Source organism: Conexibacter woesei DSM 14684 (assembly GCF_000025265.1).
GTDB lineage: Bacteria > Actinomycetota > Thermoleophilia > Solirubrobacterales > Solirubrobacteraceae > Conexibacter > Conexibacter woesei.
The window spans coordinates 2416311-2442626 of record NC_013739.1; the positions used below are offsets into that span (position 1 = coordinate 2416311).

General features: G+C 73.5%; 19 protein-coding genes. All 19 read left to right on the forward strand.

Annotated features, from left to right (window positions below):
• Positions 1-120: 120 nt before the first annotated feature.
• The 19 genes from CWOE_RS11425 (at position 121) to CWOE_RS11515 (ending at position 26215) form a co-directional block, all read left to right on the forward strand.
• Positions 121-2193 carry a hydantoinase/oxoprolinase family protein gene (locus CWOE_RS11425; protein WP_012933769.1) on the forward strand — a complete coding sequence of 691 codons (2073 nt, stop codon included), beginning with the start codon at positions 121-123 and terminating at the stop codon, positions 2191-2193.
• Positions 2190-3986 (forward strand): hydantoinase B/oxoprolinase family protein, encoded by a 1797-nt coding sequence (locus CWOE_RS11430; protein WP_012933770.1) that lies wholly within the window; start codon positions 2190-2192, stop codon positions 3984-3986. Before CWOE_RS11425 ends, CWOE_RS11430 begins: the two co-directional genes overlap by 4 nt.
• Positions 3983-5251 (forward strand): aminotransferase family protein, encoded by a 1269-nt coding sequence (locus tag CWOE_RS11435; RefSeq protein WP_012933771.1) that lies wholly within the window; start codon positions 3983-3985, stop codon positions 5249-5251. The genes CWOE_RS11430 and CWOE_RS11435 overlap by 4 nt, the downstream gene beginning before the upstream one ends.
• Positions 5248-6687, forward strand: coding sequence for an aldehyde dehydrogenase family protein (locus CWOE_RS11440; protein ID WP_012933772.1), 1440 nt, complete (start codon positions 5248-5250; stop codon positions 6685-6687). Before CWOE_RS11435 ends, CWOE_RS11440 begins: the two co-directional genes overlap by 4 nt.
• Before the next feature lie 34 nt (positions 6688-6721).
• On the forward strand, positions 6722-7483 hold the full coding sequence (locus tag CWOE_RS11445) for an SDR family NAD(P)-dependent oxidoreductase (RefSeq protein ID WP_041730395.1): 762 nt from the start codon (positions 6722-6724) through the stop codon (positions 7481-7483).
• A 110-nt stretch (positions 7484-7593) separates the two neighbouring features.
• The gene (locus CWOE_RS11450; protein ID WP_012933774.1) at positions 7594-8631 is read left to right on the forward strand and encodes a sugar ABC transporter substrate-binding protein; all 1038 of its coding nucleotides are present in this window, start codon (positions 7594-7596) and stop codon (positions 8629-8631) included.
• Between the two features lie 5 nt (positions 8632-8636).
• Entirely contained in the window at positions 8637-10721 is a 2085-nt protein-coding gene (locus CWOE_RS11455) for a hydantoinase/oxoprolinase family protein (RefSeq protein WP_012933775.1), read from the forward strand.
• Positions 10714-12471, forward strand: a complete 1758-nt coding sequence (locus CWOE_RS11460; protein WP_012933776.1) for a hydantoinase B/oxoprolinase family protein — start codon at positions 10714-10716, stop codon at positions 12469-12471. Before CWOE_RS11455 ends, CWOE_RS11460 begins: the two co-directional genes overlap by 8 nt.
• Positions 12452-13996 carry a sugar ABC transporter ATP-binding protein gene (locus CWOE_RS11465; RefSeq protein ID WP_041732254.1) on the forward strand — a complete coding sequence of 515 codons (1545 nt, stop codon included), beginning with the start codon at positions 12452-12454 and terminating at the stop codon, positions 13994-13996. The genes CWOE_RS11460 and CWOE_RS11465 overlap by 20 nt, the downstream gene beginning before the upstream one ends.
• A complete protein-coding gene (locus tag CWOE_RS11470) occupies positions 13993-14976 on the forward strand; it encodes an ABC transporter permease (RefSeq protein WP_012933778.1) in 984 nt (327 codons plus the stop codon). The genes CWOE_RS11465 and CWOE_RS11470 overlap by 4 nt, the downstream gene beginning before the upstream one ends.
• On the forward strand, positions 14977-16263 hold the full coding sequence (locus CWOE_RS11475; protein WP_012933779.1) for an LVIVD repeat-containing protein: 1287 nt from the start codon (positions 14977-14979) through the stop codon (positions 16261-16263).
• A 4-nt stretch (positions 16264-16267) separates the two neighbouring features.
• On the forward strand, positions 16268-17476 hold the full coding sequence (locus tag CWOE_RS11480; RefSeq protein ID WP_012933780.1) for a GAF domain-containing protein: 1209 nt from the start codon (positions 16268-16270) through the stop codon (positions 17474-17476).
• Positions 17469-18161 (forward strand): response regulator, encoded by a 693-nt coding sequence (locus CWOE_RS11485; protein ID WP_012933781.1) that lies wholly within the window; start codon positions 17469-17471, stop codon positions 18159-18161. Before CWOE_RS11480 ends, CWOE_RS11485 begins: the two co-directional genes overlap by 8 nt.
• Before the next feature lie 40 nt (positions 18162-18201).
• Entirely contained in the window at positions 18202-18945 is a 744-nt protein-coding gene (locus CWOE_RS11490) for a FadR/GntR family transcriptional regulator (RefSeq protein WP_012933782.1), read from the forward strand.
• Positions 18946-19002: 57 nt separating this feature from the next.
• Positions 19003-20547 carry an ABC transporter substrate-binding protein gene (locus CWOE_RS30585; RefSeq protein WP_160165505.1) on the forward strand — a complete coding sequence of 515 codons (1545 nt, stop codon included), beginning with the start codon at positions 19003-19005 and terminating at the stop codon, positions 20545-20547.
• A gap of 1 nt (position 20548) precedes the next feature.
• Positions 20549-21547, forward strand: coding sequence for an ABC transporter permease (locus tag CWOE_RS11500; RefSeq protein ID WP_012933784.1), 999 nt, complete (start codon positions 20549-20551; stop codon positions 21545-21547).
• Positions 21544-23475, forward strand: a complete 1932-nt coding sequence (locus CWOE_RS11505) for a dipeptide/oligopeptide/nickel ABC transporter permease/ATP-binding protein (RefSeq protein ID WP_012933785.1) — start codon at positions 21544-21546, stop codon at positions 23473-23475. The genes CWOE_RS11500 and CWOE_RS11505 overlap by 4 nt, the downstream gene beginning before the upstream one ends.
• An 11-nt stretch (positions 23476-23486) precedes the next feature.
• Entirely contained in the window at positions 23487-24254 is a 768-nt protein-coding gene (locus CWOE_RS11510) for an ABC transporter ATP-binding protein (protein WP_041732260.1), read from the forward strand.
• The gene (locus CWOE_RS11515; protein WP_012933787.1) at positions 24251-26215 is read left to right on the forward strand and encodes a S9 family peptidase; all 1965 of its coding nucleotides are present in this window, start codon (positions 24251-24253) and stop codon (positions 26213-26215) included. The genes CWOE_RS11510 and CWOE_RS11515 overlap by 4 nt, the downstream gene beginning before the upstream one ends.
• The last annotated feature ends 101 nt before the right edge of the window (positions 26216-26316 follow it).

Genomic DNA, 26316 nt, shown 5'->3' on the forward strand with positions numbered 1-26316 from the left:
CACGGGCAAACGGGCGGCGGACGGGCGGCGGCGACGGGAATCCGTCACCGCCGACAGCCGAAACCTCGACGTGCCGCGCGGCCGCCGCTCTACTGCCCGGCCATGGCCGAGCAACCACACATGACCTTCGCGATCGACGCCGGCGGCACGTTCACGGATCTCGTCCTCGACAGCGGCCGCGACCTGCGCCTGTTCAAGGCGCACACGACGCCGCACGACCCGGTCGAGGGCGTGCTCGACGTGCTCGCGGTCGCAGCCGCCGGAATGGGGATGGAGCTGCCGGAGCTGCTGGGGCGGGGCCAGCGCCTGGTCCACGGCACGACGCGGGCGATCAACGCGCTCGTCACCGGCGCGACCGCCCGCACCGGGCTGCTGTGCACCGAGGGACACCCCGACGTCCTCGTCTTCCGCGAGGGCGGGCGCACCGAGCCGTTCGACTTCACGGTCGGCTATCCGCGCCCGCTCGTGCCGCGTGCGCTCACGGCCGAGCTGCCGGAGCGGATCACCGCCGAGGGGACGATCTTCCGCCCGCTCGACGAGGCGCGGACGGTCGAGTGCATCGGCGAGCTGCGCGCGGCCGGCGTCGAGGCGGTCGGCGTCAGCCTGCTGTGGTCGATCGTCAACCCCGCGCACGAGCTGCGCGTCGGGGAGCTGCTCGACGAGCACCTGCCGGGCGTGCCGTACACGCTCTCGCACCAGCTCAACCCGACCCTGCGCGAGTACCGCCGCACCTCCTCGACGTGCATCGACGCGTCGCTGAAGCCGGTGATGGCCGACTACTTCGCATCGTTGGAGGCACGGCTCGCCGCTGCCGGCTTCGGCGGGCGGGTCCTGATCGTGACGTCCTCGGGCGGGATGCTCGACGCGGCCGACCTGGCGGCGGCGCCGATCCACTCGATCAACTCCGGCCCGTCGATGGCGCCCGTCGCCGGACGCCACTACGCGGCGCTCGAAGGCGGTCACGACACGGCGATCGTCGCCGACACGGGCGGCACCACGTTCGACGTCAGCGTCGTCCGCGCCGGCTCGATCCCGCGCACGCGCGAGACGTGGATCGGCCCGCCGCACCAGGGTCACATCACCGGCTTCCCGTCGGTCGACGTCAAGAGCGTCGGCGCGGGCGGAGGGTCGATCGCGTGGGTCGACGACGGCGGCCTGCCGCAGGTCGGCCCGCACAGCGCCGCCTCCCAGCCCGGCCCCGCCTGCTACGGCCGCGGCGGCACCGAGCCGACGCTGACCGACGCCTGCCTCGTCGTCGGGCACCTCGCCGCTGACAGCTTCCTCGCGGGCGCGATGCGGCTCGACGCCGATGCCGCCCGCAGCGCCGTGTCGCGGCGGATCGCCGAGCCGCTCGGCCTGAGCGTGGAGGAGGCCGCGGCGGCGATCGTCGCCGTCGCGACGGAGAACATGGTCCACGCGATCGAGGAGGTGACCGTCCACCAGGGCATCGACCCGCGTGCGGCCGTGCTCGTCGGCGGCGGCGGCGCAGCCGGCCTCAACCTCGTCGCGATCGCCGCGAGACTCGGCTGCCCGCGCGTGCTGATCCCGGAGACCGGCGCGGCGCTCAGCGCCGCCGGCGGGCTGCTCTCCGACGTCTCCGCCGGCTTCGCCGCGACGCACGTCACGAGCACCGCGGCGTTCGACTTCGCGGGCGTCGAGCGGGTCGTCGGCGACCTGCGCGAGCGCTGCGCGGGCTTCCTGCGCAGCGCGGAGGTCGACGGGGACGCGGCGGTCGAGCTGGCCGTCGAGGCGCGCTACCCGCGGCAGAACTGGGAGATCGAGGTGCCGATCGCGGCCGAGCACGTCACCGGCGAGGCCGGCGTCCGCGAGCTGGTCGCCGCCTTCCACCGCGCCCACGAGCGGCTGTTCGCGATCAGCGACCCAGACTCGGAGGTCGAGATCATCACCTGGCGCGCCGAGGTGTGCGCGCGAGCGACCGCGTCGGCGCAGCGGCGGATCGTACGGGCCGAGCCCGCCGCGCTCGCCGCCGCGACGACGCGCCCGATGTACGTCCGCGGCGACGGATGGGTCGACGGCGCGGTCGCGCACGTCGACCAGCTCGCCGACGGCGTCGCGGTCGCGGGACCGGCAGTGATCGGCTCGTCGTTCACGACCGTCGTCGTCGACCGCGGCTTCGCCGCGCGGCGCTCGCCCGCCGGCTCACTCGTGATCACCAGGGAGGAAGGCAGATGAGCGTCGCATCCACCGCGCGCGAGCCCGGACACGACCGCGTCGAGCTGGCGCTCGTCGCCAACCGGCTGCGGTCGATCGTCCGCAAGATGAGCAACACGCTCCACCGGACCGGCCGATCGGGCGTGCTGAACACCGCGCGGGACTTCTCCTGCGCGATCGTCACGCACGACGACCGCCTGCTGATGGCGGCCGACAGCCTCCCGATCCACGTCCTCAGCGGACCGGACCAGATGTCGGCCGCGATGCACGCATTCCACCCCGAGCTGCACGCCGGCGACGCGTTCCTGCACAACTCGCCCTACCACGGCAACTCGCACCCGGCCGACCACTCGCTGCTCGTGCCGGTCGTCGACGCGGGCGGGCGGCATCGCTTCACCGTGCTCGTGAAGGCGCACCAGGCCGATTGCGGGAACGCGCTCCCGACGACGTACATGGGCGGCGCGCGCGACGTCTACGCCGAGGGCGCGCTGATCTTCCCCGTCGTCAAGATCCAGTCCGCCTACCGCGACGTCCAGGACGTCGTGCGGATGTGCGAGATGCGGATCCGCGTGCCCGAGCAGTGGCGCGGCGACTACCTCGCGATGGTCGGCGCCGCGCGGATCGGCGAGCGCGAGCTGCTCGCGCTCGGCGAGGAGCTGGGCTTCGACGCGCTGCACGGCCACGCCGAGGCCTGGTTCGACTACTCCGAGCAGCGGATGGTCAACGCGCTGCGGCGGATGCCGGCCGGCGCCGCGACCGCCGCGACGCGGCACGACCCGGCGCCGGGCGCCCCCGACGGGATCCCCGTCAATGCGACCGTCACGCTCGACCCGGACGGCGCGACCGCCGAGATCGACCTGCGCGACAACCCCGACTGCTACCCGTGCGGTCTGAACCTCAGCGAGGCGTGCGCGGGGACGGCGGCCATGATCGGGCTGTTCAACTGCCTGCCGGAGACGGTGCCGACGAACGCGGGCAGCCTGCGCCGCGTGACGGTGCACCTGCGGCGCGGCTGCGTCGTCGGGATCGCAGAGCACCCGACCAGCACGTCGGTCGCGACGACGAACGTCGCCGACCGCGTCACCGCGGCGGTGCAGCTCGCGATCGCGGAGCTGGCAGACGGGCACGGCATGGCGGAGGCCGGCGGCTTCGGCGCCTCCTCCGCCGCGGTCATCTCCGGCCGCGACCCGCGCGCCGGCGGTGCGCCGTTCGTCAACCAGCTGTTCCTCGTCCTCAGCGGCGGTCCCGGCAATCCGCACACGGACGGCTGGACGACGTTCTGCCACGCCGGCAACGGCGGGATGTTGTACGTCGACAGCGTCGAGGTCGACGAGCTGAACTTCCCGATCCTTGTCCGCGCCCAGCGCGTCGAGCCCGACAGCGAGGGCTCCGGCCGGCTGCGCGGGGCGCCGTCGGTCTACGCCGAGTACGGGCCGCTCGACGGCGAGCTGACCGTGATCTACGCGGGCGACGGCCACGTCAACGCGGCGGCGGGCGCGCGCGGCGGAGAGCCCGGCGCGCGCGCGAAGCAGTTCCGCCGCGACGGCGCCGGCGAGCTGACGGCGCTTCCCGGGAGCGGCGAGATCACGCTGCTGCCCGGCGAGACGATCGTCTCGCTGACGGCGGCCGGCGGCGGCTACGGGCCGCCCGTCCTGCGCGACCCGGAGCTGGTGGCCGAGGACGTGCGCGAGGGCGCCGTCAGCCGCACGCGCGCGCGGGAGACGTATCGCGTGGTCCTCGACGGGGACCTCGAGGCGGACCTCGCCGCCACCAGCGCACTTCGGAAACTCGAGATGGAAGAGGCAGCCCCGTGACGACGAACGAACCGCTGTGGCACGGTCAGGCGCACATGCCGACCGTGGCGCGGTCCCGGCGCGTGATCGCGCGCGGCGACGGGGTGCACGTGTGGGACGAGGACGGCCACAGGGTCCTCGACCTGCCCGCCAGCCTCTGGTACTGCGCGGTCGGCCACGGACGCGGCGAGATCGCCGACGCCGCGTCGGCGCAGCTGCGCACGCTCGCCGCCTACTCGAACTTCCAGTCCTACGCGACGCGACCGGCGCTGGAGTTGGCGGGCGTGCTGGCCGACGCCGCGCCGATGGAGCAGGCGAAGGTCTTCCTCACCTCCGGCGGCTCCGACGCCGTCGACCTGTCGGTCAAGCTGGCGCGCCGCTACTGGTCGGCCGTCGAGCGGCCGCGCAAGCGCACGATCGTGACGCGCGAGCGCAGCTACCACGGCCTCCACGGCTTCGGCACGAGCATCAGCGGCCTGGACGTCTACCGCGAGGGGATCGACCGGCTGCTGCCGGACGCGGTGCGGGTCCCGTACGACGACTGGCGCGCGTTCGAACGGCTGCTCGCCGACGGCGGGTCCGAGCACGTCGCGGCGTTCGTCTGCGAGCCGGTGATCGGCTCCGGCGGCGTGCTGCACGCGCCGGACGACTACTTCGCCAACGTGCGGCGGCTCTGCGACGAGCATGACGTGCTGTTCGTCGCCGACGAGGTGATCGCCGGCTTCGGGCGCCTCGGCACGCTGTTCGCGTCCGAGCGGTTCGGCCTGCGCCCCGACATCCTGCTGTTCGCCAAGGGCGTCTCGTCGGGCTACCTGCCCCTCGGCGGGGTGCTCGTCGCGGGCCGCGTCGCGGCGCCGTTCTGGGACGAGGACAGCACGCTCGTCCTGCGCCATGGGCTCACCTACCAGGCGCACGCGACGGCCTGCGCGGCCGGGCTCGCCAACCTCGCGATCATCGAACGGGAAGGCCTCGTCGCACGGGCGCGCGAGCTGGAGACGACGCTCGCGTCGGTGCTGCGGCCGCTGGAGCGACATCCGCTGGTCGAGCAGGTGCGGGTCGGCGAGGGCCTGCTCGCGGGCGTCGTCGTGCGCGACGCCGCGACCGCCGGCCGCGTCTCCGACGACGCCTGGGAGCGCGGGCTGCTCGCGCGCCAGATCGGCGACGGCGACGTGCTGCAGGTCAGCCCGCCGCTGACGATCTCGCCCGAGCAGCTCGCCGAGGCGGCGGAGCTGCTGGCGGCGTCGCTCGACGACGTGCTCGCGACCGTGCCGGGAGCTGCGGCATGAGCGCCGCGACGCAGCCGCGCCCGCGCGACCTCCCGCTGCTGGTCGACGGCGAGCGCGTCGTGACCGGCGACTGGCTCGACGTCCACTCGCCCTGGTCGGGCTTCGTCGTCGCGCGCCTCGCACTCGGCGGCGCGGACGTGACGCGCTCCGCGATCGACGCGGCCGGGCGAGCGATGCGCGCGCCGCTGCCGAACGTCGAGCGGCGGGCGCTGCTGGAGCGGATCGCGACCGGGCTGGAGGAGCGCCGCGACGAGGTCGCCGCGATCCTCTGCGCCGAGGCGGGCAAGCCGCTCGCCGCCGGCGCGGCGGAGTGCGACCGCGCCGCCGGGACGTTCCGCGCGGCGGCTGAGGAGAGCGTGCGGCTCGGCGGCGAGGTCGTGCCGCTGCTCGACGAGGCCGGGGCCGGCGGCAAGGTCGCGTTCACGCTGCGCAAGCCGGTCGGCGTCGTGGCGGCGATCACGCCGTTCAACTTCCCGCTCAACCTCGTCGCGCACAAGGTCGCCCCGGCGCTCGCCGCCGGCTGCGCCGTCGTGCTGAAGCCGGCCGAGAAGGCGCCAGGCGCCGCGCTGCTGCTGGCCGAGGTCGCGGCGGCGGCCGGGCTGCCGCCCGGCTGGCTGAACGTGATCGCCGGCGACCCGCGCGAGATCGCGGAGCAGTTCTGCGACGACCCGCGCGTCGCGCTGATCACCTTCACCGGCTCCGCCGCGATCGGCTGGGGTCTCGCCAGACGCGCGTCGCCCAAGCGCGTGACGCTGGAGCTGGGAAACGTCACGCCGGTGATCGTCGCGGCCGACGGCGACCTCGACCGCGCGGTCGACGCCGTCGCGTCGAGCGCGTTCCGCTTCTCCGGACAGGCGTGCATCTCGGCGCAGCGCGCGATCGTGCACGAGTCCGTCGTGGAGCGGTTCGCCGGCAAGCTGGTGCACGCCGCCGAGCGGTTGTCGGTCGGCGACCCCGCCGACCCGCGCACCGAGCTGGGACCGCTGATCTCCGCTGCGGCGACGGAGCGGCTGCTGCACGCGATCGAGACGACCGTCCGCGCCGGCGCGACGCTGGCGACCGGCGGGAGCACGATCGGCCGCTGTCTGCTGCCGACGGTGCTGGTCGGCGCTCCGCCGACGAGCCCGCTCGTCTGCGAGGAGGCGTTCGGCCCCGTCGTGGCGGTGACCTCGTTCGCGACGCTCGACGAGGCGTTTGCGCAGGCGAACGCGACCGAGTTCGGGCTTCAGGCGGCGGTCTTCAGCGCCTCCTCGGCGACTGCCCTGCGCGCCGCGCGCGAGCTGTCGTTCGGCGCCGTGATCGTCAACGACACGCCCAGCTTCCGGCAGGACCAGATGCCCTACGGGGGCGTGAAGCACTCGGGCAACACGCGCGAAGGACCCGCCCGCGCGATCCACGAGATGACCGAGGAGTGCCTGGTCGTGCTCGATGCCTAGCACCCGTCCGCTCAACGACAGCGAGGAGAACGCTGTGTCAGACGTCAACCCCTTCCGGCTCGACGGCGCCGCGATCGTCGTCACCGGCGCAAGCTCCGGGATCGGCGCGCAGATCGCGCGGACGCTCGGCGAGCAGGGCGCGCGCGTGCTGCTCGTCGGCCGCGACGAGCAGCGCCTGCAGGCGAGCGCCGCGGCGGTGCGCGCGACCGGCGCAGAGGCCGAGCCGCTGGCGCTCGACCTCTGCGACGAGGCGGCGCCTGAGCTGGTGCTCGCCGCCGCCCGCGACCGCTTCGGCGCGCTGACCGGCCTCGTCCACGCGGCCGGCGTGTTCGACCCGACGCCGTTCGGCGACACGACCGACGCGATCCTCGACCGCCAGTGGGAGGTCAACGTGCGGGCGCCGTTCCGGCTCACGCGCGCGGCCGTCCCGCACCTGCCGCGCGGCGCGTCGGTGACGTTCATCTCGTCGATCGCCGGCCACGTCGGCTTCCCCAACTCGTCCGCGTACTGCGCCACGAAGGGCGCGGTCGAGCTGCTCGTCAGATCGCTCGCGGTCGAGCTGGCACCGGCCGGCGTGCGAGTCAACGCGGTCGCGCCGGGCAACGTGCGCACGAGCATCAACGCGCACCTGCTCGCCGACCCCGAGTACCACGCGCAGATGCTGGCGGCGACCCCCGCCGGCCGCATCGGCGAGGTCGAGGACATCGCGCCCGCGGTCGCCTTCCTGGCGTCGCCGGCTGCCGGCTACGTGCACGGCGCGAGCCTGCTCGTCGACGGCGGCTGGGCCGCCCTGTAGCCCCTTTCTCGTCGCGGCGACGCACGGAAACCTATGCCGCCGCAGAGGCGCGGCGTAGCGTGCGAAGCCGGGCGGGAGATCCCGGTGAGACACGCTCGAAGGAGAGAGAGATGCGTGCAGTTCGTTGGTGCATGACCGGTGTGTGCGTCGTCGCGGCAGTGGCCCTCACGGCCTGCGGCGACGCGGATGAGAAGACGACGACCGCCGCGGCCGGACAGACGGCGACGAGCGCCGAGCAGGAGCGCCAGCTCGCCTTCTTCGTCCCGATCCTCGCGAACGAGTTCGGCGCGGCCTACAAGAGAGGGATCGAGGAGACAGCGGCCAAGCGCGGCGCCTCGGTCCAGACGTTCGACTCCCAGGGCGACCCCGCGCGCCAGCTGAGCCAGATCCAGGACGCGATCGTCGCCGACCGCTTCGACGGCTTCGTGATCTACACCGACGACGGCGTCAACGTCGTCCCGGGCGTCGACCGCGCGGTCGACGCCGGGATCGAGGTGACCGCGATCGACACCGTCATCGGGACCGAGCGCGACAGCCTCGTGCCGTACGACGGCATGACCGCGATGGTCGGCCAGACCGGCGCCAGCAACGGCACGAAGATCGGCGAGCAGGTCGTCGCCGCCTGCGCCGAGCAGGACCCGTGCAAGGTGCTGCTGATGATCGGCAGCGCCAAGTACTCGATCGACCGCGATCGCCTCGAGGCCGCCGAGAAGGTCTTCGAGGGGCATCCGAACATCGAGGTCGTCGGCACGCAGGAGGCCAACTACGAGCGCGACCGCGGTCGCACCGTGATGCAGAACGTGCTGCAGAGCACGCCCGACCTCGACGTGGTCGCCACGTGGGGGGACCAGATGGCGCTCGGGGCGATCCCCGTGATCGCGAGCGCCGGCAGAACCGACCAGATCAAGCTGATCGGCAACGGCGCGAGCAGACCCGGAGTCGAGGCGATCAGAGCCGGCACGATGGAGTCGAGCTATGCGTTCCTGCCCGAGACGGCAGGCCGAATCGCGACAGACCTGACGCTTGACGCGATCAGTGGGAAGGACGTTGAGAGATCCGTGAACATGGAAGAGCAGAGCCCGCCGCTGCCGGCCAGCGGCGTCGTGATCGACAGATCGAACGTCGACGACTTCAAGGCGGAGTGGTGAGCGGCATGGTGCGTGTCGCGACCGACGTCGGCGGGACGTTCACCGACTCGGCGGTGCTGGACGAGCACGGGCACGTCTCGTTCGAGAAGGCGCCGTCGACGCCGGCCGACTACTCGCAGGGGATCGTCGACTGCCTCGGCCGGCACGACTTCGGCGCCGAGGAGATCTCCAGCATGGTGCACGGCTCGACGGTCGTCATCAACGCGGTGATCCAGCGCAGAGGCGCGAAGACGGCGTTCCTGACGACCGACGGCTTCCGCGATCTGCTGCTGATCCAACGCCACAACCGCCCGCAGATCCGCAACATCCGCTACCGCAAGCCGGTGCCGCTCGTCGAGCGGGCGCTGCAGCTGTCGGTCGTGGAGCGGATGAACTGCGACGGCGAGGTGCTGAAGCCGCTCGACGAGGACGGGGTCCGCGCCGTCGGCGCGACGCTCCGCGACGCGGGCGTGGAGGCAGTCGCCGTCTGCTTCCTGCACGCGTACGCCAACGCGGCGCACGAGGAGCGGGCGCGCGAGCTGCTGCGCGAGGTCCACCCGTCGCTGGAGGTGGTGATCTCCTCGCAGGTGATGCGCGAGTACCGCGAGTTCGAGCGCGCGTCCAGCACGGTCGTCAACGCCTTCACGCGGCCCGTCGTGACGAAGTACCTCGACTCGCTCGAGGGCGCGCTCGCTGAGCGCGGCGCTGCCGGCGAGCTGTACGTGATGAACTCCAGCGGCGGCATCATGAGCCCGGAGCAGGCCCGCTGGAACCCGCTCCAGATGATGGAGTCCGGTCCCGCGGGCGGCATCATGGGCGCGGTCGAGCTGGGCCGCCTGATCGGCATCGACGACCTCGTCGCGTTCGACATGGGCGGCACGACGGTGAAGGCGTCGCTCGTGCGCGGTGGCGAGCCGGCCGTGCTGCGCGAGTACGAGGTGCCCGGCCACCACCCGCTGATGATGTCGGTGCTCGACATCGTCGAGCTGGGCGCCGGCGGTGGCAGCATCGCGTGGGTCGCCGACGACGGCACGCTCAAGGTCGGCCCGCGCAGCGCCGGGTCGCACCCCGGCCCCGTCTGCTACCAGTGGGGCGGCCAGGAGCCGACGCTGACCGACGCGAACGTCGTGCTCGGCCGCTTCAACCCGGCCAACTTCTGGGGCGGGGAGCTGCAGCTCGACGTCGAGGCGGCCGAGGCCGCGATCAAGCGCAGCATCGGCGACCCGCTCGGGCTCGACGTGACGGCGGCGGCCGCCGGGATCTCGGAGATCGCGATCGCCAGCATCCGCACCGCGGTGCGGATCGTGTCGGTCGAGCGCGGCCACGACACGTCGGACTTCACGCTTGTCGCCTACGGCGGCTCGGGCCCGATGTTCGCGTCGCGGATCGCCCGTGAGCTGGGCCTGCGCGGCGTCGTCGTGCCGTTCGCGGCGGCCAACTTCTCCGCCTGGGGGATGCTGACGGCCGACCTCCGCTACGACCGCAGCCAGACGCTCGTGCGCGCGACCGATCAGGTCGACGCCGGCCAGCTGGTCGATCGCTTCGCCGTTCTGGAGCGGGAGCTGGACCAGCTGCTGGAGCACGACGGCGTCGCGCCGGAGGACCGCTCCTTCGCGCGCCAGCTCAGCATGCGCTACGCCGGCCAGGAGCACACGCTCGAGGTGCCGGTCGGCGACGAGCCCGAGCGCGACGCGCTCGCGGAGGTCGTCGCGCGCTTCCACGAGCTGCACGAGGTCGCCTTCAAGCAGTCGGTGCCGGGCGAGGCGACCGAGATCACGCGCGTCGGCGTGACGGCCACCGGCGCGATGGCGAAGCCGCGCGTCCGCCCGTTGGAGCTGACGAGCGGCACCGCCGCCGACGCGCTCGTCGGCAACCGCCAGGTGCTGCTGGAGCGCGACTTCGAGCTGCTGCCGGTCTACGACCGCGCACGCCTCGCCGTCGGCGCGGTCGTCGAAGGGCCGGCGGTCGTCGAGGAGCCGACCTGCACGACGCTGCTCCAGGCCGGCGACCACGCCGTCGCCGACCGCTACGGGAACCTGCTGATCGCCGACGGCGAGGTGCTGCCCGCGCTGCTCGACCGCGCCAACTCCACGGAGGCCGCACATGCCTGACGAACGCACCGTTGCCGCGGACGACGCGATCGTCCTCGAGATCGTGCGCAACTACCTGATGCGCACGTGCGAGGAGATGAAGGCCGTCGTCGTCCGCGCGGCCTACAGCACGGTCATCCACGAGGTGCTCGACTACTGCTGCGGCATCTACCTGCCCGACGGCGGCGCGGCGGCCGAGCAGTCCGGCATCCCGATCTTCCTCGGGAACGTCGGCTCGGTGATCCAGGCGACGAACGCGACGATCGGCCTCGACGGGCTCGAGCCGGGCGACGTGATCATCGCCAACGACCCGTACTCCGGCGGCTCGCACATGTGCGACACGACGACGCTGCTGCCGATCTTCGATCGCGGCGAGGCGTTCGGCTTCGTCGGCTTCCGCGCGCACCTGCTCGACTACGGCGGCAAGGCGCCCGGCGGTCTCTTCAGCGACACGACGGAGGTCTTCCAGGAGGGACTCGTGATACCGCCGGTGAAGCTCTACCGTGCCGGCGAGCCGAACCCCGACGTCTTCCGCCTGCTGGAGGCGAACACGCGCTTCCCGCGCGAGAACACCGGCGACATGCGCGCGCTCGTGTCGGCCTCGCGCGTCGGCCACGAGCGTGTGCAGGAGCTGATCGCGCGCTACGGGCCGGCGCGGCTGCGCGCGATGTTCGACGAGCTGATGGACCGTGGCGAGCGCGCCAGCCGGGCGGCGATCGAGCAGATCCCCGACGGCGTCTATGCGGCCTCGTGCATGCACGACGGCACGGGCTCCGACGACGCGCCGCTCGACGGTCCCTACAGAATCGCGGTCGAGATCACGGTCGACGGCTCGGACGTGAAGGTAGACCTGACCGGCACGAGCGATCAGCTGACCGGGCCGGCGAACTGCCCGCTCGGCGCCTCGATCTCCGGCATCCGCGCCGCCTTCAAGTACATCGTCGCGCCCGACTACCCGACCAACGAGGGCTGCTTCCGGCCGTTGCAGCTGCACGTCCCGGAGGGGACGCTGCTGAACCCGCGCAAGCCGGCGCCGACGAGCATGTACTTCACGCCCGTCAGCAGCGTCATCGAGCTGTTCCAGCGGGCGCTCGCGCCGGCGATCCCCGACCGCACGATCGCCGGGACCTTCGGCGACATCTGCGTGTCGGTCTTCTTCGGCAGCCATCCGGACACGGGGCAGGCGTTCCTCTGCTCCGAGCCCGAGGGCGGCGGCTACGGCGCCTCGCCGCAGGGCGACGGCGAGAGCTGCATGGTCGCGCCGCTCAACGGCGACACGAAGAACGTCCCGATCGAGGTCGCCGAGACGAAGTACGGCGTGCTGTGCGAGCGCTACGAGCTGGTGCCGGACTCGGGCGGGCCGGGCACGTACCGCGGCGGGCTCGGCTCTGTGCGCGAGTTCGCGGTCCGCGACGACGCGCGCGTCGGCGTCTCGTTCCTGTTCGACCGCCAGACCGAGCCGGCCTGGGGCCTGGAGGGCGGCCGCGACGGCGCGGCCAACCAGGCATGGATCGATCGCGGCACCGACCGCGAGCGGAAGATCGGCAAGATCACCGACCACTGGCTCGGCGGCGGCGCCACGTTCTCCGGCATCGCCGGCGGCGGCGGAGGCTGGGGCGACCCGTTCGAGCGCGAGCCGGCGCTCGTCCAGCGCGACGTGCGTGACGGATTCGTGACGCTCGCCGCGGCCGCGCGCGACTACGGCGTCGCGCTCGATCCCGCGACGCTCGAGATCCTGGCGGATGAGACGGATGCCCTTCGCCGCAGATAGCCCGGCGGGCGCTCTGCTGACGGCGACGAGGCTGACGAAGCGCTACGGCGCGACGACAGCGCTCGACGGCGTCGGCATCGAGCTGCGCGCGGGCGAGGTGCACGCACTGGTCGGCGAGAACGGGGCGGGCAAGTCGACGCTCGGGAAGCTGATCGCCGGACTCGTCCGGCCCGACGGGGGAGAGCTGTCGCTGGACGGGCGGCCGGTCTCCTTCCGCGGGCCGGGCGAGGCGGTCGCCCATGGGATCGTCGGGATCCAGCAGGAGATCGCGCTCGTCCCGCAGCTGACGGTGATGGAGAACGTGATGCTCGGGCGCGAGCGGCGCAGCCGGCTGACCGGCCTCGTCGACCGCGTCCGCCTGCGGCGCGAGTTCGACGCGGTCGTGGAGCGGTCGGGCTTCGCCGTTCGCGGCGGCGACCGCGTCGGCGGGCTGCGGCTCGCCGAGCAGCAGAAGGTCGAGATCATGCGGGCGCTCGCGCGCGACGCGCGCGTGATCGTGATGGACGAGCCGACCTCGTCGCTGGGGCAGGACGACGCCGAGGCGCTGCAGGGCGTCGTGCGGCAGCTGTGCGCCGGCGGCGTCGCCGTCGTCTACGTCTCGCACTTCCTCAGAGAGGTGCTGGCGGTCTCCGACCGGATCACGGTGCTGCGCAACGGCAGGCTCGTCCGCAGCGAGCCGGCCGCCGCGCTGACCGCCGAGGAGCTGGTGCGCAGCATGACCGGGGGCGAGCAGCCGGTGCATGAGCGCCGCTCGCGCCACGCGGCTGCGGCAGGGCCGCCGCGCCTGCGGCTCGACGGGCTGACGCGCGCCCCGGACTTCGAGGACGTCTCGCTCGAGGTCGCCGCGGGCGAGGTCGTCGTGCTCGCAGGGCTCGTCGGCGCGGGCCGCACGGAGGTCGCGCGGGCGGTCTTCGGCGCCGAGCGGGCCGACTGCGGGACGATCGAGCTGGACGGTCGGGCGGTGTCGATCCGCAGTCCGCGCGACGCGATGCGGCTCGGCATCGCGCTCGTGCCCGAGAGCCGCAAGACCGAAGGGCTGGTGCTCGACCAGTCGGGGCTGTGGAACGCCGCGCTGCCCGTCCTCGCGGAGTGCACGACGGCCGGACTGGTCCGTCGCCGCGCGGCGACGGCGAAGGCCGCGAGCAGCCTCGCGGCGGCCGGCGTGCGCGCCGAGCGCGTCCGCAGCCCCGTCCGGCACTTGTCGGGCGGCAACCAGCAGAAGGTGCTGTTCGCGAAGTGGCTCGCGACCGCGCCGCGCGTGCTGATCGCGGACGAGCCGACGCGCGGCGTCGACATCGCGACCAAGCGCGCGATCCAGCAGCTGATCGTGGAGCTGGCCGAGTCGGGGCTCGCCGTGCTGCTGATCTCCTCCGAGCTGGAGGAGGTGCTCCCGATCGCGAGCCGCGTCGTCGTCATGCGACGAGGACGCGTCGTCGGCGAGATCGCCGGCAGCGAGGCAACCCACGACGTCGTCACGCGCCACGCCCTCGGCGAGGCCCCCGACACGAAGGAACGACGCGCATGAGCACCATGGCAACGGACAACGCCGCGCCGGTGGAGCAGCCGAGCGGCCGGTCGCTGAGCGCGAAGGCGCGCGACTACGGCATCGTCGTCTGCTTCCTCCTCCTCTTCCTGACGCTGACGCTCACCTCCGACGCGTTCTTCTCGCAGGCGAACTTCCTCAACATCCTCGACCAGAGCGCGCCGATCGGGATCATCGCGTGCGGCGCGACGCTCGTCCTGATCGCCGGCGGGTTCGACCTGTCGGTCGGCGCGATCTTCGCGCTCGCCGGCGTCACCGCCGCGAGCTTGACGAACTCGGTCGGCGTCGAGGCCGGCATCGCCGGCGGCGTGCTCGCCGGCACGGCGGCGGGGATCGTCAACGGCGTGCTGGTCAACTACGCCGGCGTCAACCCGTTCGTGGCGACGCTCGGCTCCGCGCTGATCTTCCGCGGGCTCGCCGTCGTGATCACGACCGGCATGCTGATCACGGTCACCGACCGGGCGTTCTCGAACCTCGGTCAGGGTGACGTGCTCGGCCTGCGCTACTCGGTCCTGATCCTGATCGCGTTCATCGCGATCTCGTGGGTGATCCTCGCGCGCACCAAGCTCGGCCGCCACATCTACGCGGTCGGTGGGAACGCCGAGGCCGCGCGCCTGTCGGGTATCAGCGTCGAGCGCGTGCGCGCCTTCACCTACGCGTTCAGCGGCATGGCGGGCGGCGTCGCCGGCGTGATCGCGGCCTCGCGCGTCGCGACCGGTCAGTCGGACGTCGGCATCGGGCTCGAGTTCACCGCGATCTCGGCCGTCGTGATCGGCGGCACGAGCATCTACGGCGGCGAGGGGGCGATCTGGCGGACCGTGCTCGGCGTGCTGCTGCTTGCGCTGATCCAGAACGGCTTCAACCTGCTCGACGTCCAGCCCTACTACCAGCAGATGTTCCTGGGTTCGATCATCATCCTCGCCGTCGCGATCGACGCGTGGGGCAAGAAACGAGGGAAGTAAGTGCCTTTCCAAGACGGAGCCTCGCTCGTCGGCTACCACGACCTGGACGGTCGTCCCGCCGGGAAGCTCGCGATGCAGGAGGCCGGCGGCCGCTGGTACCTCTACGTCGCCCACTACTGGGGCGACGGGACGGGGTGGTGCATCGTCGACGTGACCGACCCGAGAGCGCCCCGCTACGTCCGCTGGCTGCCCGGCCCGGTCAACACCGAGACGTTCCAGCTGCAGGTCGCCGACGGCCGGATGATCACCGGGATGGAGCCGATCCTGCCGATGTTCGGCGGCGACCCGAACGGCCCGACGCCGCAGAAGGGCATGATCATCTGGGACGTCAGCGATCCCGAGAACCCGGCCGAGATCGGCCGCTGGGACAGCGGCGCCGGCGGCACGCACCGCAACTTCTACGCCGGCGGCCGCTACGTGCACGTCGCGACGGCGCTGCACGGCGTCGACGGCTCCGCCTACGGGGTCGTCGACATCGACGACCCCGAGCACCCCCAGCTCGTCGGCCAGTGGTGGTGGCCGGGCCAGGGGCCGGGCGAGCGCTTCTCCGACGCCGATCTCGCGAAGGGCCACACCGGCCGGCCGCTGAAGGACGTCCCCGCGATCTGGCTGCACGGCGGGCCGTACGTCGCCGACGGCCGCGCCTACTGCCCGTGGGCGCGCTCGGGGATGGTGATCCTCGACGTCGAGGACGTGACCGCGCCCGAGCTGGTCAGCTCGCTGTCGTTCTATCCGCCGCTCGGCAGCTCGATCGCCGCGCACACGGTCGTCCCGATCCCGGAGCGAAGACTCGCGATCGTCAACAGCGAGGCGCTGCACGAGCACGCGCAGGAGCCGCTCGCGTTCGCCGGAATCGTCGACCTCAGCGACGAGCGCGACCCGATCCTGATCTCGCTGTTCCCGCGCCCGCGCCCGCCGGAGGGCTACCCGGTGCGCGACTTCGCCGAGCGCGGCGGCCGCTTCGGCCCGCACAACCAGCACCAGCCGCAGGGGCAGCCGTGCCTGCGCCGGTCGGACGACCTCGTCTTCGTCGCGTACTTCTGCGCCGGGCTCCAGGTCTTCGACATCAGCAACCCGCGCGACCCCGTGATCGTCGCCTCCTACATCCCCGACGACCCGGCCGAGCGGTTCGGGCCGCACCCGAAGGGCGAGCTCGTGACGCAGATGGAGGACGTGCTCGTCGACAGCCGCGGCTACGTCTACATGTCCGAGAAGAACAGCGGTCTGTACATCCTCGAGCTGGACGCCGACGTGGCCGATCGGCACGCAGGGGCGAGAGTAGGCTGAGGCGATGGATCCGGCGGCCGACGGCGCTGAGGGACGCGACGGCGCCGTCCCGCCGGACGACGCGCGCATGCGCGCGCTGATCACCGTCTCGCGCACGATCACGGAGATGCGCTCGCTCGGCTCGGCGCTCAACCGCATCTGCGAGGAGGCGGCGGGCGTCGCGGCGGCGCAGTCGGCGAGCGTCCTGCTGACGACGTCCAAGAGTCCCGACGACACCGGCTTCTACTTCCGCACGGGTGGCCGCTTCGGGCTCAGCCGCGCGTACCGCACCGTGATCGACCGGCCGACCGGCGAGGCGTTCACGCACAAGGGCGCCTCGACGCATGCGCTGGAGACGGGGCGGCCGATCCTCGTCGAGGACACCGAGACCGACCGCATCTACCGTCCGTGGCGGGAGCTGGCGCGCAGCGAGGACTACCGCTCGGCGGCGGTGCTCCCGCTGCGGCGCGGCGAGACGCCCGTCGGCACGCTGGAGCTGTACCGCCGGCAGCCCGGGACGTGGGCGCCCGAGACGCTCCAGTTCCTCGTCCTGTTCGCCGAGCAGGCGCTCGTCGCGATCCAGACGGCGAAGCTGATCGTGCGCCAGCAGCGCCAGCTGAAGGCGCTCGAACGGCTCGTCGGCGGGCTGCGCGCCCAGAGCCACGAGCACGCGAACACGCTCCACACGATCGCCGGGCTGCTGGCGCTCGATGAGTACGACGCGCTCGCCGAGTACGTCACGCGACTGGGCGCCGACAGCAAGAGCAACACGGCGCTGGCGGGCCGGATCCGCGTGCCGGCGCTGGCGGGGCTTATCCTCACGCGCTGCCACGTGCAGGGGCAGCAGGCCGACGTCGTGCTCTCGCCCGACAGCGGGCTTGCGGCACTGCCCGCGCGCCTGGACGAGACGGACGCGGTGACGATCGTCGGCAACCTCGTGCAGAACGCGGCCGAGGCGGTCGCGGACAAGCCCCCCGGCGAGCGCACCGTCGAGCTGACGGTGCGGGAGGAGCCTGACCCGCACCGCCTCGTGATCAGCGTCCGCGACTGGGGCAGCGGCATCAGGCCGGCCGACCTCGACCGCGTCGTCCAGCGCGGCTGGAGCTCCAAGCGCGGCCACCACGGGATCGGCCTCGCGCTCGTCGCCGAGGCGGTCGCGGAGGCCGGTGGGACGCTCGTCTTCGAGCCGCGCGTGCCGGGCCTGACGGTGCGGGTGGAGATCCCGTATGCGTAGATGGCGCGTGCTGATCGCCGAGGACGACCCCGACGTCGCGCGGCTGCACCGGCTGCTGATCGAGCGCCACCCGGCGTTCAAGGCGATCGGCGTCGCGGAGGCCGGCGAGCAGGTCCTGCGCGACGTCGCGACGCAGCGGCCCGACCTCGTCCTGCTCGACCTGGAGCTGCGCGGGATGGACGGGCTCGAGGTGCTGTCGTGGATGCGCCGTCTCGCCTACGACGTCGAGGTGATCGCGGTCACGGCGGCCGACGACCGCGAGATCGTGCGGCGGATGATGCGGCTCGGGATAGTCGACTACCTCGTCAAGCCGTTCACGCCGGAGCGCATGCGGGTCGCGCTCGCGCGCTTCTCCGAGCGCGTCGCCGGCCTGCCGGGGTCGACCGTCACGCAGGCTGCGGTCGACGCCGCGCTGGGCGCGGCGGATGCGCGGCGGCTGCTGCCGCGCGGACTGCAGGCGGACACGCTCGACCGTCTGCGCCAGGAGCTGGCGCACGCCGGCGAATGGCTCTCGACGCAGGAGCTGGGTGGCCGCGTCGACGTCGCCGCGGTCACCGTCCGCCGCTACCTCGAGTACCTGGTGGTCAACCAGGAGGCGGTCACGCGGCTCGACGGCTACGGCTCGCCGGGCCGGCCGCGCAAGCTGTATCGGAGCGTCTCGCTGCGCGCGGACGACGGCGCGTGATGTTCGGCACGGAGCACCTTATGTTCAATAAGGTCTACCAATGGTCCAATCATCCACACCCGAGGATCGCAGCGTCGCGGCCTTCCCGCCGCTGCGACTGCGGACGGCGGCCGACGAGGTGCTGGCGGTCGTCGTCGACGCGATCCGCGGCGGTCTCTACGCGCCCGGCGACATGCTGCCGCGCGAGCGCGACCTCGCCGAGCGGCTCGGCGTCAGCCGCACCGTGGTCCGCGAGGCGTACGCGGTGCTGCGCCGCGCCGCGATCGTCGACGTGCGGCGCGGGCAGAGCGGCGGGACGCAGCTCGTGTCGCTGACGAACATCCCGAGCGTCCTCGCGAGCGTCGTGGGGGAGACGCGCTACGAGCTGCGCTCGGTGCTGGAGGTGCGGCGCGCGGTCGAGCCGGCGGCGGCGCTGATCGTCGCCCGGCGCGCCGACGAGGCGTTCTTCGCACGGCTCGACGGGCTCGTCGACCAGCTCGGCGGCGCGCTCGACGACGGCGAGGTCTTCTACGCGCTCGACGTCCAGTTCCACCTGTTGATCGCCGCCGCGACCGGCAACGAGATGCTGGCCGGCGTCGTGCGCGACGTCTACCGGCGGCTGGCCGTCCTGCGCGAGCAGTTCCCGTACGCCCACGTCGACCTCGACGTGGCGGCGCGCAACCAGGGCGCGCTGCTCGACGCCCTGCGCAGCCGCGACGAAGCCCGCGTGACGGCCGAGCTCGACCGTCATCTGGCGGCGTACGAGGAGCGGATGCTGGGCGCGCCGCTGTCACCGCCGGCTTGACTGAGTTCACCTCCATAGGTATAAAGGTCGACTCAAAGTCCAATGGAGGTTGGGATGATGCCGATCCGGTTCGGATCAGCGCTGGTGGTCGCGGGTGTCAGCCTGACGGTCGCCGCCTGCGGTGCGACGGGTGGAGAGGAGTCGGGCGGCGCGCCGTCGCAGTCGGTGTCGGTCGCCGTCAACAGCGCGCCCGCGTCGCTCGACCCCGCGAAGGCCGCGACCCAGAGCGACACGGTGCTCGCCCGCGCGCTCTACGACACGCTCGTGCGCGTCGACGTGGACGGTGAGATCGTTCCCGGGCTCGCGACGAAGTGGACGCAGCGTCCCGACAGGGCGGTCTTCACGCTCCGCAGGGGCGTCACCTGCTCGGACGGCAGAGCGCTGACGGCGAGCATGGCCGCCGCATCGCTGAACCGGCTCGTGGCGCCCGAGACCGCAGCGCCGACGGCGTCCTCCTCGTTCGGCGGGGCCGGCATGAAGGCGACCGCCGACGACGCCGCCGGCACGCTCGCGGTCACGCTCGACAGACCCTGGTCGGACCTCGTCAACGCGCTCGGGATGCCGGCGACGGCGATCATCTGCATGGAGGGCGAGCAGGCGCCGGCGACGCTCGACAGACAGTCGGCGGGCACCGGGCCGTACGTGCTCGACAGCGTGCGCAGCGGCGACCGCTACACGCTCGCGCGCCGCGACGGCTACACGTGGGGGCCGAAGCTCGGCGCCGTCGGCTCCGGCGAGCAGCCGAGAGAGGTCGTCGTGCGCGTCGTCGCGAACGAGAGCACCGTCGCGAACCTGCTGCAGACGAGAGCGCTCGACGCCGCCGTCCTCGCCGGCTCCGACGTCGACCGGCTGGAGGGCGACGACGCGCTGGAGGTGCAGGAGACCGACGCCGGCAGCATGTTCGTGATCTTCAACGAGGATCCCGCGCGCCCGTTCGCCGACGCGAGACTGCGCCGCGCGGCGGCGCAGGCGATCGACCGCGAGGCGTTCCTGCGCGCCGTCGGCGGGCGCGGCAGACTGACGCCGAGCATCGTGCAGCCGGGCGTCGCCTGCTTCGACCCGGCCGTCGAGCAGGTCTTGCCTGGGAACGACGCGGAGGCCGCGGCGCAGACGCTCGGCGCCCACGGCGGCTCGCTGAAGATCATCGGGACGACGCTCGTCGGCAACGGCCAGGGCACGACGTACATCCAGGAGGCGCTGCGCGCCGCAGGCGCTGAGACGACGCTTCAGAACAGCGACCTGACGTCGTGGGCGGGCAAGCTGTTCGACCCTGCGAAGGACTGGGACCTGACCGTCCTCGTCGTCCAGAACATCTCCAACTCGATCTCGCAGGTCGCGAGCCTGATGGTCGGCGAGGCGCCGCCGAGAGGCTCCAACGTCGCGAGCCTCCAGAACCCGGCGTGGAAGCGGGCGGTCGCGCGCGCCACGTCGACCGTCGGCGACGGGCGCTGTGGCGCCTGGGGCGACGCGCAGAGAGCGGTCGTGGAGGACGTCGACGTGCTCCCGCTGACGAGCTTCACCGTCGCCGCCGTCTGGAGCGACGACGTCACCGGGCTCGCGCCGCAGGGCATGATCGAAGTCGGCTCGATCCGGGGCCGCTGAGATGTCCGCCGGACCCGAAGCCGCAGTGCTGCGAGGCCGCAGGTCGCGCGTCGCGTCGCCGTGGCCCGGCTTCGTGGTGCGGCGGCTCGCGGGGGTGGCGTGCGTGCTCGCCAGCCTCGTCGTCGTGACGTTCCTGATGGTTCACCTGATCCCTGGCGACCCGGCCCGCAACATCGCCGGCATCAACGCGACCCCGGAGCAGGTGACGTACATCCAGCAGCAGCTGCGGCTCGACGAGCCGCTGCCGGCGCAGTTCGCCGACTACGTCGGGGCGCTCGCAGGCGGCTCCTTCGGCGAGTCGTTCGAGACCGGCGAGCCCGTCGCCGACGTGCTCGGCGCCCGGCTCGCGCTGACCGCCGAGCTGGCGCTGCTGGCGGTGCTCGTCGTGCTCTTCGCGGGCGTCGGGCTCGGCCTGCTCGTCGCCGTCGCGTGCCGGAGCGGACGCGGCTGGCTCGACACCGCGTTCACGGTCGCGACGAGCATCGGCGGCTCGGTGCCCGAGTACGTCGCCGGGACGCTGCTCGTGTTCGTCTTCGCGGTCACGCTCGGGCTGTTCCCGGCTGCCGGCGCCGACACCGCGTCAGGGCTCGTGCTGCCGGTGATCGCGATCAGCATCGGCCCGACCGCGACGCTGGCCCGCATCGCGCGGCGCGAGGTCGCGACGGTGCTCGAGCAGGACTACATGCGGACCGCGCGCGGCAAGCGCATCTCCGCGCGCCGCCTCTACCTGCGCCACGCGCTCCCGAACATCCTCACGAGCACGCTGACCTACGGCGGCCTGCTGCTCGCCGGCCTGCTCGGCGGGACCGTCGTGGTCGAGAACATCTTCGGGCTGCCCGGCATCGGCAGCCGTCTCGTGGAAGCGGTCGAGCTGCGCGACTACCCCGTCATCCAGGGCACCGTCCTGCTGCTCGGCGCGATGGCATGCACGGTGACGCTGCTGGTCGACGTCGCGCTCGCCGCGATCGATCCGCGCTCGCTGTCGGGGGACCGGCCGTGACGCGCGTGCGCGGGCTCGCGCCCGCCGCCCGCGCCGGGCTCGTGCTGCTGGCGCTGCTGCTGGCGGTCGCGCTCGTCGGCCCGCTGCTCGCCGGCGACGCTGCCGAGCGGCTGACGGACGCGGGGCAGCAGGGCGCGTCGTGGGCGCACCCGCTCGGCACCGATCGGCTCGGGCGCGACGTGCTCGCCCGCACGATCGTCGCCGCGCGGCTGACGTTGCTGATGGCGGCCGCCGCGACGGCGATCGCGGCCGTCGGCGGGATCCTGCTCGGCACGACGCTGTCGCTGCTGCGGCCGCGCGCGCAGGCGGTCGGCGCACGCTTCGTCGACCTGCTCGTCGCCTATCCGGCGATCCTCGTCGCGATCACGGTGACGGCGATCCTCGCGCCGAGCGCGAAGAGCGCCACGGTCGGCATCGGCCTCGCGTTCGTCGCGACCTTCGCCCGCCTCACGCACACGCTCGCGAGATCGGTCGCCGGGCGCGACCACGTCGCGGTCGCGCGCCTGCTCGGGCTGTCGTCGTGGCACGTGCTGCGGCGCCATGTCCTGCCGAACGTCGCCGAGCCGCTGCTGGTGCTGACGTCGGTCGCGTTCTCGGCTGCCGTCGTCGCGCTGTCGGCGCTCAGCTTTCTCGGCCTCGGCGTGCAGCCGCCCTCCTACGACTGGGGGACGATGCTGACGGACGGGCTCGCGTCGCTCTACACGAACCCGATCCAGGCGGTCGGCCCGGCGCTCGGGATCGTGCTGACGGGCGTGACCGCCGGCCTGATCGGCGACGGGCTCGCGAGCATCCTCGACCCGCGCCAGGCGGGCCGCGCGCGGCGGCCGGTCATCGTCTCTGCGCCGCCGGCCGTCTCTGCGCCGCCGGCCGTCGCCGGCCCGCCGGCCTTCGCCGACCCGCCGACGGCCTCCGTCGCCGCCGCTTCCGCGAACGGCGCGCCGCCGACCGCGGGCCTGTCGGTGAGCGGCCTGTCGGTGACGCGCGCCGACGGCGTGCCGCTCGTCAGCGGCGTCGACTTCGCGGTCGCGCCGGGCGAGATCGTCGGCCTCGTCGGCGAGTCCGGCAGCGGCAAGTCGCTGACGGCGATGGCCGTCGCACGGCTGCTGGGCGCGGGCGTCGGCGCGAGCGCCGACGTGCTCCGCCTCGGCGAGCTGGACCTGCTCGCCGCGGACACCGACGCGCGCCTGGCGACGCGCGTCGGGGTCGTCTTCCAGGACCCGTCCAGCTCGTTCAACCCCGCGCTGCGGGTCGGGACGCAAGCGACCGAGGTCGTCCGCGTGCACGGCGGGCTGGGGCGCGGCGAGGCACGCGACGCCGCGGTCGCGGCGTTCGGCGCCGTGCGGATCTCCGAGCCGGAGCGGCGCATGCGGCAGTACCCGCACGAGCTGTCCGGCGGGATGCGGCAGCGCGCGATGATCGCCGCGGCGCTGCTCCCCGGACCCGAGCTGCTGATCGCGGACGAACCGACGACGGCGCTCGACGTGACCGTCCAGGCCGACGTGCTCGACCTCCTGTGCGAGGCGAACCGCGAGCGCGGCACCGCGATCCTCTTCATCTCGCACGACCTCGCCGTCGTGGCGCAGCTCTGCCACCGCGTGCTCGTGATGTACGCGGGGCGGATCGTCGAGGAGCTGCCGGCGGAGCTGCTGCGCAGCGGCGCGGTCTCGCATCCGTACACGCGGGCGTTGCTGGGCGCGACGCCGCGGATCGAGCTCGGGGCAGAGCGGCGACCGCCGCGCGGCCTGCCGGGCCGCCCGCCGCAGCCGGAGCAGCGGCCGGACGGCTGTGCGTTCGCGGCGCGCTGCGCGCTCGCGACAGAACGCTGCCGCGAGACGGCGCCGGAGCTGGAGCTGGAGCGGGCAGGTGAGGGCCGCCGGGTCGCGTGCCACGAGGCGCGGCCCGTCGCGGTCGGGGAGACGAGCGGATGAAGGCGGCGGCGATGAGGCACGACGATCCGGTCCTCGCGGTCAGCGGCCTCTCGGTCGCGTACGGCCGGACCACGGTCGTGGAGGGCGTCTCGTTCACGCTCGCCCGCGGGCAGACGCTCGGGCTCGTCGGCGAGTCCGGCTCGGGCAAGTCGACGGTCGCAAAGGCCGTCGTCGGCCTGCTGCGCTGCGAGGGCGACGTCGTGCTCGACGGGATCGACCTGCGGCGCCAGTCGCGCCGCCGCCTGCGCGCGCTGCGCCGCCGCGTCCAGCTCGTGCCGCAGGACCCGTACGCGTCGCTGAACCCGCGGATGACGGTCGGCGCGGCGATCGCGGAGGCGCTCGGCGACCGCCCGCGGCGCGAGCGCTCCCACGCCGTCGCAGAGCTGCTGGAGACGGTCGCGCTCGACGCCGCCGCGGCGGCGAAGCACCCGCACGAGTTCTCCGGCGGCCAGCGTCAGCGGATCGCGATCGCGCGGGCGCTCGCGGCCGAGCCCGACGTCGTGATCGCGGACGAGATCACCTCCGCGCTCGACTGCTCGGTGCAGGCCGGCGTGCTGGAGCTGCTGCACGAGCTGCGGGCGCGGCGCGAGCTCGCGATGGTGTTCATCTCGCACGACCTCGCGGTCGTCTCGAACGTCGCCGACGCGGTCGCGGTGATGCGGCACGGGCGGATCGTCGAGCAGGGACCGCTGGCAGAGGTCTTCGGCGCGCCGAGGACCGACTACGCGCGCCTGCTGCTCGACGCCGTCCCGCAGCTCGACACGGCGGGCGGGCGATGACCGCACCCGCCGACGTCCTGCGCCTGCGCACGCTGCTGTCGGCGAGGCTCACGCGCGACGGCGCGACGGCCGTCTGCGCCGTCGCGGGCGTCTCGCCCGACGGCCGGCGCGACCTCGTCCAGCTGCTCGCGGTCGACGTCGGCGGCGACGAGTGGGCCGCGCCGGTCGCGCTGACGCGGCTGGAGGCAACCGACACCGCGCCGGCGTGGCTGCCCGACGGCTCCGGCGTCGTCTTCCTGTCCGACCGCGCCGGCGAGCGCCAGCTCCACCGCGTAGGACGCGACGGCGCGCCGCCGGTCGCGCTGACGGGGCGCCCGTGGGGCGTCTGCGGCGTCGAGCCGGCGGTCTCGCCGGACGGCCGGACGGTCGTCGTCGGCGCACGCGCCGTGCCGCCGCGCGACCGCTCCGAGCCATACCGCGTGACGGACGAGATGTGGCGCCTGGAAGGCGTCGGGCTGGTGCGTGACGCCGTCGCCGAGCTGTTCGCGGTCGACGCCGACGGCGGCGAGCCCGTGCAGCTGACCGACCACGGCGCCGTGCCGGTCTCGGTCGCGTGGTCGCCCGACGGCGGCGAGCTGCTGCACCTCAGCTTCACGCTCGGCGAGCGGCCGTGCTTCCAACTGCGCGCGCTGCGGCTCGCCGACCGCGCCGAGCGGCTGCTGTGGGAGACCCCGTTCGAGGGCTTCGCGCCCGTCGCGGCGTGGCGCGGCGCCGGCGAGATCGTCCGCACCGGCCCCAATCGTGCGCTCGCGCACGCCGAGCCGCTCGACCTCCTCGTGACGGCCGCCGCGCCGGACGCGCCCGAGCGCGTGCGCACGCCCGCGGCCGACGGCTGGCTGTTCGGCCTGCTGCTCGGCGACTTCGCCTGGGAGCACCTGCAGACGCCGCGGATCGCGGTCGCCGACGACGGCGGCGAGGCGTTCGTCTCCGTGCAGGTCGGCGGGCAGCTGCAGGCGTGGGGCGTCGCGCTGGACGGGCCGCGTCGCGCGCGGCGGCTGCTTGCGGGCGACCACAGCGCCGTCCCGCTCGACGCCGCCGCCGGGCGTGTCGCGCTCGGCGTCACCTCGCTGCACGAGCCGCCTGACCTGTGGGTTGCAGAGCCGTCCGGCGCGGTGCGCCGGCTGACGCGTCTCAACGGCGGCGACTATCCGCGCGGGGCGCCCTTCGACGTCCTCCCACTGCCGCTCAGCGGTGCCGACGGCACCGCGCTCGACGCGTGGTTCCTGCGCCCGCACGGCGCCGACGGCCCGGTCCCGACGCTGCTCGCCGCGCACGGCGGACCGCACGCGGGCTGGGGCCAGATGTTCGGCTTCGACACGTGCATGCTCACTGCCGCCGGCTACGGCGTTCTGCTCGTCAACCACCGTGGGTCGACCGGCTACGGCGTCGACTTCGCGCGCGACCTGCACGGCGACTGGGGCAACCTCGACGCGAGCGATCTGCTCCGAGCCGTCGACGCTGCGGTCGCCGCACGGCTGGCCGAACCCACGGCGCTCGGCGTCTGGGGCATCTCGGGCGGGGGTTACCTCGCGGCGTGGCTTGCGACCCACGACGACCGCTTCGGAGCGGCCGTGGTGGAGAGCGCGGTGCTCGACTGGACGATCAACGCCGGCGCCGACATCGGCCGCGTCTTCGCGTCGTGGCTGACGCGCGCGGGAGAGGCTGCGCCGCCGACACCGGCGCAGCGCGCCGCGCAGTCGCCGGCCAGCTTCGCCGCGAACTGCCGTACGCCGACGCTGATCGTCCACCACGAGCAGGACCTGCGGACCCCGCCGGCGAACGCCGACAGCTTCTATGGCCTGCTGAAGCTGCACGGCTGCCCGGCCGAGATGCTGCGGATGCCGCAGACCTCGCACGGCGGCTCGATGGGCCTGGGGCACCCGCGGGCGCGCGTCGTTCAGAACGAGGCGCTGCTCGACTGGTTCGACCGCCACGTCCGCCCTCGCCGACCGGACGTTTGAACGCGGACACGGGCCACATAAAGATGGCTTGCTTCTTTATGGTGGAACGGGGCGCGTGATCGGGGGACGACCGCGCGGAGGAACTGAAACAGGGGGTCGCG

What these genes read in the sequence shown, in the direction of transcription:
- CWOE_RS11425 (WP_012933769.1), top strand. Translation starts at nt 121, where the DNA reads ATGACCTTCGCGATCGACGCCGGCGGCACGTTCACGGATCTCGTCCTC.
- CWOE_RS11485 (WP_012933781.1), top strand. Translation starts at nt 17,469, where the DNA reads ATGCGTAGATGGCGCGTGCTGATCGCCGAGGACGACCCCGACGTCGCG.
- CWOE_RS11465 (WP_041732254.1), top strand. Translation starts at nt 12,452, where the DNA reads ATGCCCTTCGCCGCAGATAGCCCGGCGGGCGCTCTGCTGACGGCGACG.
- CWOE_RS11500 (WP_012933784.1), top strand. Translation starts at nt 20,549, where the DNA reads ATGTCCGCCGGACCCGAAGCCGCAGTGCTGCGAGGCCGCAGGTCGCGC.
- CWOE_RS30585 (WP_160165505.1), top strand. Translation starts at nt 19,003, where the DNA reads ATGCCGATCCGGTTCGGATCAGCGCTGGTGGTCGCGGGTGTCAGCCTG.
- CWOE_RS11480 (WP_012933780.1), top strand. Translation starts at nt 16,268, where the DNA reads ATGGATCCGGCGGCCGACGGCGCTGAGGGACGCGACGGCGCCGTCCCG.
- CWOE_RS11440 (WP_012933772.1), top strand. Translation starts at nt 5,248, where the DNA reads ATGAGCGCCGCGACGCAGCCGCGCCCGCGCGACCTCCCGCTGCTGGTC.
- CWOE_RS11515 (WP_012933787.1), top strand. Translation starts at nt 24,251, where the DNA reads ATGACCGCACCCGCCGACGTCCTGCGCCTGCGCACGCTGCTGTCGGCG.
- CWOE_RS11430 (WP_012933770.1), top strand. Translation starts at nt 2,190, where the DNA reads ATGAGCGTCGCATCCACCGCGCGCGAGCCCGGACACGACCGCGTCGAG.
- CWOE_RS11490 (WP_012933782.1), top strand. Translation starts at nt 18,202, where the DNA reads ATGGTCCAATCATCCACACCCGAGGATCGCAGCGTCGCGGCCTTCCCG.
- CWOE_RS11460 (WP_012933776.1), top strand. Translation starts at nt 10,714, where the DNA reads ATGCCTGACGAACGCACCGTTGCCGCGGACGACGCGATCGTCCTCGAG.
- CWOE_RS11510 (WP_041732260.1), top strand. Translation starts at nt 23,487, where the DNA reads ATGAGGCACGACGATCCGGTCCTCGCGGTCAGCGGCCTCTCGGTCGCG.
- CWOE_RS11470 (WP_012933778.1), top strand. Translation starts at nt 13,993, where the DNA reads ATGAGCACCATGGCAACGGACAACGCCGCGCCGGTGGAGCAGCCGAGC.
- CWOE_RS11450 (WP_012933774.1), top strand. Translation starts at nt 7,594, where the DNA reads ATGCGTGCAGTTCGTTGGTGCATGACCGGTGTGTGCGTCGTCGCGGCA.
- CWOE_RS11455 (WP_012933775.1), top strand. Translation starts at nt 8,637, where the DNA reads ATGGTGCGTGTCGCGACCGACGTCGGCGGGACGTTCACCGACTCGGCG.